The following is a 10,986-nucleotide window of genomic DNA, read 5'->3' on the forward strand; positions in this document are numbered from 1 at the left end:
AAGTCCCTCCACAGTTCTGACGGAGGCTCATAGCAGCCAGCCGTCGTTCGGTGGCCGAGAATTGGAAGTGCCCCATGGTTAACAGGGACAAGTCACGCGGGTCGTTTATCGACACCTCGAAACCGAGCATCGCGCGTGTGTACGACCTCTGCCTTGGTGGTAAAGACAACTTCGCGGCCGACCGTGCTCTCTACGAACAGGTCGTGGCGTTGGCTCCGGAGATCCCCGATCTGATGGTGGAGAATCGTAAATGGTTGGCGCAGGCGGTCGGCTGGTTGGTGGCCGAGCAGGGGATCGACCAGTTCCTGGACTGCGGTTCGGGATTGCCCACGGCCGAGAACACTCACCAGGTTAGCCAGCGTATTAATCCGGAAGTAAATGTCGTATATGTCGACAATGACCCGACCGTCATTGCCTACGGGCGTGCGTTGCTTGAAGACAACGATCGTTCGCACTTCGTCGGCGGCGATTTGTCCGAGCCGAGGGAGATTCTTAGGGGCTGGAATCATATAAGATTTCAAACAGTTGATTTGATTGTGTAGTTCCACTCGCCGTGGAATTCGTGCCTGGCTAGCGGGATTGATTTTTTTTTGTTGTGTGGTGAGTTTGATTTTGGTGGGATAGAGGTTGGTGTCGATTTCGCAGCGGACGGTGAGTCCGGTGGTGGTTGTGGTGTTGGCGATGAGGTTGACGACGGTTTGGAAGGTTTCCAGGGGGCGGCCTCGCCAGTTGAGGCTGATGCGGGAGAAGAGACGGTGTTCGATCTTGTTCCATTTGCTGGTGCCGGGTGGATAATGGCAGACCTTGATCTCAAGGCCGGTTGCTTTGGCGAGTCGAGCTAGTTCGTACTTCCACAACCAGGGACGGGAACCGTTGGATCCGCCTCCGTCAGCGGTGACGAGAAGGCGTGTGGCGTTCGGATACTTCTTGTGTCCCATTTCTCGCCACCAGGCTTCGATGGTAGCGACCGCGAACACGGACGTGTCGTGGTTGACTCCGACCGATACCCATGCACTGTCGTCCGCGATGTCGTACACGCCATACGGGATGTCTTTGCCGTTCGCGTTGGGAAAGTCATAGGTCGAGACCTTGACCGGATTGCCACTTTCCCGCCATTCCCGCCCGGCCTGCGTGAACCTCCCGACCAGCTCCTTCTTCTTCGTGTCCACGCTGATCACTGGATCGCCAGTGGTCAGGAAATCTTCGGCGAGTCCGTTGATGTAACGGAACTGGGCGTCACGGTCAGGATGCTGTTCACCCTCCAGGGTTTTCCGGGTTCCTTGCAGGCTGTAGCCCATCCCGCGGAGAATATTCCGCACGAGCGTATGACTAGCCGCATAGCCTTGCTCGGTTGCCTCCTTGGCGAGATTGCGAGTTGACTTCGTAGTCCACCGCAACGGGGACTCCGGATCACCTCGCGTTCCAGGCTCAATCAAGGAATCCAAGCAATCCATCAAATCCGGGTCGGCGTCCTCGGCCTTCTTGCGACCCCCGCCAGGAATCCGCACACGACCCCGCGGGACACCATCACCCCGCAGCATCCAACTCCCGCACACCCCGACGAATCGTCGGCATGGACACACCGGTCGCGCGAAACACAGCGGAAATCCCACCCACCATACCCCCACGAACAAGCCTCCGTCGCCAACGCCAACCGCCGCTGACGTTCATCCAAAGCCGGCAGCAAACCGGCCAGACGCTCCGCCATCGCAGCAAATTCAACAGATCGATCCTTGGGCACCCCGACATAATACCAAATAATCAGCCAACTTGAAATGTTATTTCATTCCAATTCCTTAGTGATCCCTGGCTGATCCGAAATTTGGATCTGAAGCGACCAGTCGGGCTGATCATGGGCCTGGTCATTCACCATATCTCGAGCACTAGCGAGGCCCGCCGGATCGTTGGTGAGTACGTCGCTGCTCTGCCGTCTGGGTCGTATCTTGTGATGTCACATGCGAGCAACCCGCGAGATGGCAGCCGCCTTGCCGATCTTGCTGAGAAGCTGGAGGCGAAGTTCAAGGACTCCTTCCATTCTCTGCATTTTCGCCAGTCAGAGGAGATTCGTTCGTTCTTTGATGGGCTGGAGTTGATCGATCCTGGAATCGTACCTATTGGAGCATGGTGGCCCTCCGGCCCTAGCCTAGGCGTGCCGTCTGATGTGGGCCAACTCTGCTTGGGCGGAGTCGGACGCAAACCATAAGCTCGGAATTTGGCAATATGCCAGGCAGGTGAGACGTCATGGCAATCGACCGAGTCAGGTTGTTCGTACTTCCTTTAGCGCCGCTGATGGATCGTTGCCGCGGTCATCTCAGCCTCTTAACGGTCCAGCGATGTTCCCGTGCATCTCGATCGCGGGCGATGCCACCTGCGTACTTGTTGGAGGGTCTTCCAATCGGCATTGTTTATCGTCCGCGCCCGATTTTGGCTGGTGGTCGACAGTTGGCGCACTTCTTGCCACAAAACGGCAGCCCGCGTTCGCGCGGACGGGTATCAGGCGGGGCCGTCCACGATTACAGCCTCTACCTCGATCGGAGACATGCAGCCTTTACCGCCAGGCGCAGGCGCCCTAGCTCAGGGTGGCGCCGGCCGGCGGTGTTGCGTGGGATTTTGCTGTGGTGATGCCAAAGCCCTCGAACGTCGGTGGCCGGCGCCTTTCGGCCCGTTTAGTTGTCTTCGGCGAAGAGGGCGGCGTAGCGGGCCAGGTAGAGCGGCCAGCCGGCGTCGTCTGCGAGTCCGTCGCTGGCGGCCTGCCATCCGTCGCCGTGGCGGTCGATGTGGCGGTGTTCGAGTTCCACTCGCGTGCGGTGCGGGGTTTCGGCGACGAATCTGACCTCGACCTCGCTGGTGTTGTCTGGGTCTGTCTCGATCTGCCAGGTCGGGCCGATGTCCCAGCTGAAGACCACCCGTTCTGGCGGCTCGTACGCCAGAACGCGCGCCCAGCGGCATTCGCTGCCGTCCGTTCCCTTGTCGTAGATGTGGCCGCCGACTTTGGGTTCAAAGATGGTTTCGGCGATCGCTACTCCGAGGAGGTTGTGCTCCGGAGGTTTGAAATCGCCGAACCGTTCGGTGAAGACGGCGAAAGCCTTCTCGACTGACGCGTCGACGATGGTGTGTTTGCGTACGACTGCTGGGGCTGCCTGGGTCATGAATTTCTCCTCGGGTTGTTCTTCGACGGTGTCCTGGTAGCCGGCGAGGGCGCGGTTCCAGAATGTGTCGAGTTGATCTCGTAGGGCGGCCACGGCCGCCGGATTGAGCTGGTAGATCCGGCGGGTGCCGGTTGCGTGGTCGGTGACCAGCCCGGCGGTCTTGAGCACTTTGAGGTGCTGGGAGACCGTGGTCGGCTGATCGGCAAGGCGTGGGCGAGTTCGCCGACGGCCTGTGGTCGTTCGGCCAGGCTCGCGACGATGAGTCGTCGGCTTGGATCGCCGAGTACGTCCCATCCGTCAAGTCCTCGGTAAGTTCCCACAAACGGTAAGCTACGACTTACCGATGTCGATGTCAAGTCCGACAACAGGCCTTTCTGGGGACATGGCAAGGAGGCGATCAACCTTGGCGGTGCGCTCCGAAGGAGCGATGTCGTGGCCGACTACGACAGCGAGCAAGGGTGTCGCTAGCCGACAGGCGCTCCCACTGACCAGTCTGCCGCTGGCATACCGACGGTCATCGCCAGTAGCGCGCGCCATGGATCCATGATTGCAACTAGGGCAATGACCAGGTTCGGCGCGATTGTTCAGGCCGAGTTGATTAAGGATCGTGTCTGGGTTGAACGCCTGTCGCGCTTGGTCCACAAGGCAGCTAATTCGTCTGGACCGTAAGTTTGTCCGGGTTGGGTCCCGCCGGCCGCTTTGGTGACCGGGTCCTGTCGAAACGCCGAAGGACTTGCTCCATGCCTTCCAACGTTCCGTAGCGGATCGCGATCGCAACCAGCGTGAACTGGTCCTTGTCAGTTGGGTACACAGCGATCTACGGCCGAACGTGGTCCCGATCTGCGATCCGGCGAAAGAGTATTGTCGATGAACTTCGTTTCTAGCTCGCTCTCGCCAGTAGCTGCAATTCGAGAGCGAGTTGTGGGTTCGGCTACATTAGAGCTTAGGTGGCGTCCTGTAAAGACGCCGGGAGTCGGGCAGCGGTCAGGGCGCAGCGCAGGACTTGGATGCCGTGAGCTGCCGCGGGATCAAAGCCGGTTAGTGTGCGGATTCGCAGGAGTCGGTAGGTGAGCGTGCGGCGGTGAATGTAGAGTCTCTTTGCGGTCTTCTCCCGGTCCAGGCCGCACGCGAACAGGATCTCCAACGTGCGCCGGAGATCTTTGCCTTGATCCAGTGGTTCAAGTAGGCCGGCCAGCTTGCGACGTAGCGCAGGTTGAGCTGAGATTGTCGACTCGATCAGCAACTCGTTCACGTGATAGGGGCGGTTCTCTGCATCCGGCATCGCCGCAATCAATGCGATTGAATTCTTGGCTTCAGCGTAAGCGGCAGGTACGGCCTGTGGGCTCGCCGCGACGGACTCCAAGACGTGCAGGTTTCCCATGATTGCTGCCAATTCGGCAGTGAGATCGGACCCTGTTGCTCGCACCGTACGCAGCGTATCCTCAGTAATCGGTAACAGGAGAAGAAGTTCTTCGGATCGTGCTCGGAGTTGACAAAGCGCACCCGGAACACGTGCTAGCAACCGCTCCGCGACCATGGGGTGGATTTTCTGGCGACTACCGTAAGGCCTCGGCCGGCACAGGAGCAAAAGATAGCCGGCCGGTAGCGTCACACCGAGAGCAGCTGCCGTGGCATCTGGAGATGATCCCTCTAGCAGGTGCCGTACGAGCAGTCCCATTCCGAGAGCTTGCCGCCATCCATCTCGGCCAGTGCGGCCGCACAGGCAACGTCGGCAACTCGTGCAAGTTGGCCAAGTTCACGGGTTGCGTGCGCGAAGTATGTAGTCACATCGACGTGGTTGGACGTGTCCGCAAGCACGGACACGTCGCTCGCGCCCGCGAGGTATGCCAACTGCATACCCGCCCGCAGATCATCGGGAGAGAACCTGGCTCGGGCACGTTCACGCCCCACGTCCCGGAAAAAGTTGAGATCGGTTTTGCCAAGCGGCTGATGGTGAATCGCTGACTCGACCATCCTGCGCGCCACATAGTGCAGCTCGTCCACAAGCTCCGCATCGTGCTGCTTCGCCAGCACTGCGTACTTGGGCACCTTCAGAACCAAGGCGTCATGCATGGCCATCACAGTGACATCCCGGCGACGTTCCACCGCCGTAAGAAAGCTGACCAAATCCCCACCGCTCCGGCCATCAGTCACGAACTGGCTGGGCAGTCGTCACGTGACTCCAGTGACTGTCTACGGCTACCGAACCCGACTGGTCTGAGATATCGATTTCCTGCAGCTTAAGGGCTGTTTCTGTGGAAGTCAACAGATGGGGCGATTGGGATTATTCGCACGTGGGGGACGAGTGAGATCGCAAGCGGCGTATCGAGCTGGAGAGGCCTGCTCCAGTGCGACCACGGATAGTCGCTTTTGTCGACCTTGGTGATTCGGCGATGGCGACCTTGCGCACGTTGACAATACACAGCAAGCGTCGCATGAGGTTAGGTGAAAGTGCGGTCAGCAGCGGCATCGTAGCGGCTGGCGAACTGGTGACCGTTGACGCGGAGAATATGGCCATTTTCGCGATGTGAGCGAGGAGTGACGCATTCCGTTTTTGTAAGGCTTACCGCCTTGGCGCAACCAGTTGTTTCGATGGCGCCGGGACTGATTTTGGTTACTGTCGCCGCGGCGGCGGGTACCTCGCCTGTTGTTCGGAGGTGAGCGTGCATCTCAGTCCGGCCGGCGTCTGGAATGTCGCCGTCCGGACTTCGGCGTACACGTATACGGCCATTTTCTCCTTCGCTATAGGTGGCGAAGTCTATTCTGCATCGCGGCTTGGCGAAGGAGTGACCGGGCAAGGGGTTGGCACCTGGTGGTGGACCCGACCGAATCGTTTTTTTCTTTGAACGTGTTGGAGAATCTACACGGCTTGGATAAGACACCCTGTGCGTCAGTGGAGATCAATCAGCAGGCCGTTCAGGATATCGAGACGTATCGCAGTTTTGGTCATTCCAACTACTTCGATGTCCTCGGTGTGCTTACCGGATCTGGCAGCGCGCGAAAATGGTTGGGACCAGAATAAGTTGTGAAGATCTCGGTATGAGTGCGCTTGGTTCGCGAATGTCTCTCGGGAGCGAAACGCCGGCTGGCCCTTGCGACCGAACTGACGAGTAGTCGTAACCGTGGCTCGACATATTAGCTCTCGGAGGGGCGTGCCGCATTTTGACAAGCTTCGAAGGAGTGAGTGTGAGTTGGAAGGGGCTCTCAGCAGTCTGAGGTTGGATCAGGTGATCCGGCTGCTCACGGGTGCCGGGATGCCCAATCTACCCGGTGAGGACTCGATCGGGCTGGAGGCGATGGGCTTCTTGGATGGGCCGACCGGCGTGCGCGGCGGCTCTGGCGTCGATGGCTGGCGTAAGGTCTCGCTGTTGCCCAACGCGACGGTGCTGTCCTCGTCTTGGGATGAGGAAGTCGGGGAGAGCGTCGGCCGGCTGTTGGCCGAGGAAGCGCGAGCGCTCGGGGTGCACGTCGTCCTTGGACCGACCGTGAACCTGCACCGAACGCCGCTGGGCGGCAGGCTTTTCGAGGCGTACTCGGAAGATCCATTGTTGACTGGCCGGATCGCCGCCGCGTGTGTGCGAGGTATTGCAGTCGTTCGGTGTCGGCGCGTACCTTAAGCACTTCGCGGCGAACGAAGCTGAAACCGACCGGCTCACGGTCAACTCGGTGGTCGACGACCGGGCGTTGAACGAGATTTACCTGCTGCCGTTCGAAATCGCCGTGGAGGACGCGAATCCGTGGACGATGATGGCCGCGTACAACGATGTCAAAGGCATTGCGGCGACCGAGCATGGCGACCTGATTCATGGCGTCCTTAAAGGACGGTGGGGCTGGGATGGGATGGTGATGTCTGACTTTTTCGCGACCAAGACCACGGTGCCGTCCGCCAACAGTGGCCTGGATCTGGTGATGCCCGGGCCGCTTGGGCCGTGGGGTGATCAGTTGTTGGCCGCCGTCCAAGCTGGCGAGGTCGCCGAGGATGTCGTACGCGAGCACGCTCGCCGGCTCTTGCGGCTGGCCGGCCGGGAAGCCGCCTGGTCGCCAGGCTGGACACGTCAGCCGCCACCTTTTCTGCCTGACTGTTCGATTTTGATTGAATATGTGCTGGTGTCTCTTTCCGAAGGGCAATTCTATGACCTCACGCCATATCGAGCGTGTGCTTTGCGGTCCATCGACGAGTCTACGAGGTAGAAAATTTGAGCGCACTCTCAGCCTGATTTGCATCGCAGTGCTGGTATTCGTGTCAGGCGGAACCAGCCGGCCGGCACAAGCTGCCGTACAGCACCTGCCGCGACATGCGTTGATTGGCTTTTTGCATTCTAGCTTCGGCAACGACGCTGGATATCTGCCGATCAATGACGTGCCTGATGGATGGGACATTATCAATGTCGCCTTCGCTCGTTCAGCTGGCCACGGAACGATGACATTGACGCGATGCGCAGTCGGGACTTGCGCGGGCTTCGAGGATGACCAAGCGTTTTTTGCCGGCATACAAGCTCAGCGAGCAAAAGGCAAAAAGGTTTTGATCTCTCTGGGTGGTGGCGACAGCGAGGTGCGGCTAACCTCAGCCAGTGACGTTGACAACTTTGTCTCCTCCGTGAGGGCGATTGTCGATCGATGGGGGCTTGACGGCATTGACGTGGACTTTGAACAACAGTCAGTTGCCTTGGACGGCGACGACGTCGACTTCAGGCATCCGACAACTAAAGTCGTGATCAACCTGATCTCGGCGCTCAAGCGGCTCAAATCTCATTACGGCCGGCAATTCGTGCTGACCATGGCTCCGGAGACCTTGGGCGTGCAACTAGGCCACTCCGTGTACGGGCCGGGCAGGGACAACTCCCGGGATGCACGGTCAGGCGCCTTCCTGCCGATTATCTACGCTCTTCGTGATGACCTCACGGTTCTCGCAGTTCAAGACTACAATTCGGACCCCATTCTCGGTTCCGACAATCGAACGCATCAGATGGGTGACGCGGACTTCCCCATTGCCATGACCGACATGCTGCTTACCGGTTTCACGGTGGCTGGTGACACGAACGCATTCTTCCCCGGTTTGCGTGCAGATCAGGTGGTGGTTGGCCTGCCGGCGAACACGCATGCAGCCCGTCGCGGTTGGATTCCGCCTGGCGCACAGGATCAGGTATTGGACTGCCTCATGCGAGGGCAGCGCTGCGGCAGCTACGCCATAAATCGACCACACCCGAGTTTGCGCGGACTAATGACCTGGTCCATTAACTGGGATTCCTTCAACCATTTTGAGTTTCAACGGACCTTCGATGCATATTTTCGTCGCTGACATCTGCTCCGCAGGAGGTGCGAATCCTCATCGGTGACCGTGATCAAGAACGCAGCGTACGAAAGAACGCGCGGATGTCGTCCACGAGCAGGTCCGGTGCCTCAGCTGCGGCAAAATGACCGCCTCGGTCGAATTCGGACCACCTAACGATTCGGTGTTCGCGCTCGAGGATCCGGCGGATCGCCGGATCGGTGGGAAAGACCGCGACCGCGGTGGGTACGCCGGACGGCTCGGTCGAGGTCGGTTGGGCCGTCCGGTTCTCGTAGTAAAGCTGGGCCGAGGTCGTTCCGGTGCCCGTCAGCCAGTAGAGTGTGACATTGGTCAGGATCTCATCAAGCGACACCGCATCCTCCGGTAGTTCGCGCGCGGGACCGGTCCATTCCTTGAAATTTCTCCACGATCCAGGTGAGCTGGCCGACTGGCGAATCATTCAATGCAAGACCGAGTGTGTGCGGCTGGGCGCCCTGGATGTCGGCATATCCGGTGCCATCCGCGCGCAGTCGTTCAGCGCCGGTCAGTCGGGCCCGTTCGACCGGTGAAAGGCCGACCAAATCCTCCGGTCGCGCGTTCGGAAACGCCAGCCCGCCGTTGATGTGTACGCCGACGACGTGCTCGGGTGCCACCCGGCCCAGCTCGGGCGACACGACCGAACCGGTGTCGCCGCCCGGTGCGCCGTATCGCTGATACCCCAGGCGTCGCATGAGTTCGGCCCACGCTGTCGAGATCCGCCGGTGGTTCCAGCCGGGGCCGGAAAGTGGGGTGGAAAAGCCAAATCCGGGCAGTGCGGGCACGACAAGGTGGAAGGCGTCCGCTGGATCCGCGCCGTGCGCCTTTGGGGGCCAGCGGGTCCGTACCAGCCGGTCGCGCCATTGGCGCGGCGACGAGTACTTTGGAGCGGGATTAGCCTTTGATGGACAGCAAAACGCGGCCTATGGAGTCGGCTGTCCGAGTGATCTGGCCAAGTCAAGCAACTCGGCATGGTAGATCCGGCCGGGTTCGGCCAGTTGGGCTGACAAGTGGCCGTAGACCTCCAAGGCGACGAGCCCGTACATGCGCCCCCAGATTCGGAACCCCATCGCGGCGGCACCCGCGGACAGGTCCGGGTAGGTCTTACGGATCAGCGCCACGAACTCCGGGCGCAGGTCTGACCATCTGACCCCGCCACCCTGCGTTTGTTTGGCCTGCGGCCACGCCGCGTACGCCAGGCCGGTCAGGACGAGGCAGGCGCGATGTTCGGCGGCCTGGGTCGCCTGGTTGGTGGGGGCCTGGTAGCCAGGAATGGGATCGCCGTAGATGAGCCGGAACTCGTCGGGGCTGCCGACCGCCCACCGCCGATACGCCTCGCCAACGGCCACTATCCGACCGGCCAGGTCCCGCTCAGGTCGCGAGTCCCGCGCATCTTCCAGTCGCTGGGCGACGGCCGTATACACCTCGGCGATGAGCGCGGCGACCAGGTCGTCGCGGGTGTCGAAATAGCTGTAAAGAGCACCCGCGGTCATTCCCATCTCACGGGCGATCGCCCGCAGTGAGATGGCTGCCGGACCGCCAGCGGCCATTTCTTTCATGGCGATCGCCTTGATGTCCCCGCACCGCCTCAGCGCGCAGTCGCTCTCGCCGGCTCACCTTCACGTCTTCCACCCTTGACACTCTACAACCCTCAGCTACTATTCAGCATGCAAACATTGAACGCCGTGTGGTGATTGCATGCCGTTCACCATCGCCTCCTCGAAAAGAGCCCAATCTCGTGGCACCCTCACAGCGGACCGGGCCGCGGCTCGCCCTGTTGGCATTCGCCCAGTTCCTGATCGCCCTCGACTACAACATCGTTTACGTGGCACTGCCGGATATCGGCCGTGCTCTCACCTTCACGCCCCAGACGTTGCAGTGGGTGGTCACCGCGTACGCGGTGGGCTTCGGCGGCTTCCTGCTCCTTGGCGGCCGCGCCGTCGACCGGCTCGGCGCCCGCCGGCTGTTCGTCGCGGGACTGCTGCTTTTCGGCGCCGCGTCCCTGGTAGGCGGCTTCGCCAGCGGAACCGCAACGCTGGTCGCCGCCCGTGCGGTGCAGGGCGTCGGCGCGGCACTGCTCAGTCCGGCCACCCTCTCGCTGATCAACACCAGCTTCGCCGAAGGCGCCGCGCGCAACCGCGCGCTGGCGATCTGGGGCGCCTGCGGCAGCGCGGGCCTGGCGGCCGGCGCGGTCCTCGGGGGCGTGCTGACGAACGTATGGGGCTGGCGATCGGTGCTGTTCGTGATGGCCCCGATCGCCTTGGCGGCCGCGCTCCTAGCGCCGCTCGTCCTGGCCGTCGACTCCCGCCGACAGGCCGGCGGTTTTGACGTACTGGGCGCGCTGCTGGCTACAACTGGTTCATCCCTTCTGGTTTTTGGCCTGGTCAGTGGACCGGAAGCTGGCTGGGCGTCGGTCCGTGGCGCCGGCGCGATGGTGTCCGGTGTCACCTTGCTTCGGGGAAACCGGCCAAAGAAGTCGCAGCACGCGATGAGATGTCCTTTCGCGGCGCGGTTGTTGGCATACCGCGCCCG

General features: G+C 60.9%; 12 protein-coding genes and 2 pseudogenes. 6 read left to right on the plus strand and 8 right to left on the minus strand.

Features of this window, described 5'->3' with window-relative positions; all coding sequences use genetic code 11:
• Positions 1 to 74 precede the first annotated feature (74 nt).
• Positions 75 to 542, plus strand: coding sequence for an SAM-dependent methyltransferase (locus tag GNX96_RS04140; RefSeq protein ID WP_163567057.1), 468 nt, complete (start codon positions 75 to 77; stop codon positions 540 to 542).
• Here the strand turns inward: GNX96_RS04140 and GNX96_RS04145 are convergent.
• Positions 518 to 1,708 (minus strand): annotated as a pseudogene (locus GNX96_RS04145) (ISAzo13 family transposase). The gene GNX96_RS04140 and the pseudogene GNX96_RS04145 sit on opposite strands and share 25 nt — an antisense overlap.
• 72 nt (positions 1,709 to 1,780) lie before the next feature.
• Between GNX96_RS04145 and GNX96_RS62475 the strand changes: the two are divergent.
• Complete coding sequence (locus GNX96_RS62475; RefSeq protein WP_390623914.1) at positions 1,781 to 2,203, plus strand: SAM-dependent methyltransferase; 423 nt, start codon at positions 1,781 to 1,783, stop codon at positions 2,201 to 2,203.
• Positions 2,204 to 2,666: 463 nt separating this feature from the next.
• On the opposite strand, the gene GNX96_RS48690 is transcribed toward GNX96_RS62475, so the two are convergent.
• From GNX96_RS48690 to GNX96_RS04165, 4 genes and pseudogenes are all read right to left on the minus strand, one after another.
• On the minus strand, positions 2,667 to 3,149 hold the full coding sequence (locus GNX96_RS48690) for an SRPBCC family protein (protein WP_279579315.1): 483 nt from the start codon (positions 3,147 to 3,149) through the stop codon (positions 2,667 to 2,669).
• 6 nt (positions 3,150 to 3,155) lie between these two features.
• A pseudogene (locus tag GNX96_RS48695) lies at positions 3,156 to 3,469 on the minus strand (ArsR/SmtB family transcription factor); the annotation flags it as partial.
• Positions 3,470 to 4,092: 623 nt separating this feature from the next.
• A complete protein-coding gene (locus GNX96_RS04160) occupies positions 4,093 to 4,542 on the minus strand; it encodes a PucR family transcriptional regulator (RefSeq protein ID WP_279579304.1) in 450 nt (149 codons plus the stop codon).
• A 257-nt stretch (positions 4,543 to 4,799) separates the two neighbouring features.
• Positions 4,800 to 5,228, minus strand: coding sequence for a hypothetical protein (locus GNX96_RS04165; protein ID WP_163567061.1), 429 nt, complete (start codon positions 5,226 to 5,228; stop codon positions 4,800 to 4,802).
• A 1,148-nt stretch (positions 5,229 to 6,376) separates the two neighbouring features.
• Here GNX96_RS04165 and GNX96_RS48700 point away from each other — a divergent pair.
• From GNX96_RS48700 to GNX96_RS04175, 3 genes are read left to right on the plus strand one after another with little or no spacing between them, the layout of a single operon-like run.
• Positions 6,377 to 6,766 (plus strand): glycoside hydrolase family 3 N-terminal domain-containing protein, encoded by a 390-nt coding sequence (locus GNX96_RS48700; protein ID WP_279579305.1) that lies wholly within the window; start codon positions 6,377 to 6,379, stop codon positions 6,764 to 6,766.
• Positions 6,723 to 7,340, plus strand: a complete 618-nt coding sequence (locus GNX96_RS04170; protein WP_279579306.1) for a glycoside hydrolase family 3 N-terminal domain-containing protein — start codon at positions 6,723 to 6,725, stop codon at positions 7,338 to 7,340. Before GNX96_RS48700 ends, GNX96_RS04170 begins: the two co-directional genes overlap by 44 nt.
• A 37-nt stretch (positions 7,341 to 7,377) precedes the next feature.
• On the plus strand, positions 7,378 to 8,448 hold the full coding sequence (locus GNX96_RS04175) for a chitinase (protein WP_279579307.1): 1,071 nt from the start codon (positions 7,378 to 7,380) through the stop codon (positions 8,446 to 8,448).
• 43 nt (positions 8,449 to 8,491) lie between these two features.
• Here GNX96_RS04175 and GNX96_RS04180 read toward each other — a convergent pair whose 3' ends face one another.
• From GNX96_RS04180 to GNX96_RS04190, 3 genes are all read right to left on the minus strand, one after another.
• Entirely contained in the window at positions 8,492 to 8,791 is a 300-nt protein-coding gene (locus tag GNX96_RS04180) for an alpha/beta fold hydrolase (protein WP_163567063.1), read from the minus strand.
• Complete coding sequence (locus tag GNX96_RS04185; RefSeq protein WP_163567064.1) at positions 8,781 to 9,149, minus strand: hypothetical protein; 369 nt, start codon at positions 9,147 to 9,149, stop codon at positions 8,781 to 8,783. Before GNX96_RS04185 ends, GNX96_RS04180 begins: the two co-directional genes overlap by 11 nt.
• 228 nt (positions 9,150 to 9,377) lie before the next feature.
• On the minus strand, positions 9,378 to 10,013 hold the full coding sequence (locus GNX96_RS04190; RefSeq protein ID WP_279579308.1) for a TetR/AcrR family transcriptional regulator: 636 nt from the start codon (positions 10,011 to 10,013) through the stop codon (positions 9,378 to 9,380).
• 179 nt (positions 10,014 to 10,192) lie between these two features.
• Between GNX96_RS04190 and GNX96_RS04195 the strand changes: the two genes are divergently transcribed.
• A partial coding sequence (locus GNX96_RS04195; protein ID WP_163567065.1) for an MFS transporter occupies positions 10,193 to 10,986 on the plus strand: 794 nt, incomplete at its 3' end.

Origin of the sequence: Fodinicola feengrottensis, from assembly GCF_010993775.1 — a bacterium.
GTDB classification, from domain to species: domain Bacteria; phylum Actinomycetota; class Actinomycetes; order Mycobacteriales; family HKI-0501; genus Fodinicola; species Fodinicola feengrottensis.

What these genes read in the sequence shown, in the direction of transcription:
- GNX96_RS04165 (WP_163567061.1), bottom strand. Translation starts at nt 5,228, where the DNA reads ATGGCCATGCATGACGCCTTGGTTCTGAAGGTGCCCAAGTACGCAGTG.
- GNX96_RS04190 (WP_279579308.1), bottom strand. Translation starts at nt 10,013, where the DNA reads ATGAAAGAAATGGCCGCTGGCGGTCCGGCAGCCATCTCACTGCGGGCG.
- GNX96_RS04140 (WP_163567057.1), top strand. Translation starts at nt 75, where the DNA reads ATGGTTAACAGGGACAAGTCACGCGGGTCGTTTATCGACACCTCGAAA.
- GNX96_RS04185 (WP_163567064.1), bottom strand. Translation starts at nt 9,149, where the DNA reads ATGCGACGCCTGGGGTATCAGCGATACGGCGCACCGGGCGGCGACACC.
- GNX96_RS48690 (WP_279579315.1), bottom strand. Translation starts at nt 3,149, where the DNA reads ATGACCCAGGCAGCCCCAGCAGTCGTACGCAAACACACCATCGTCGAC.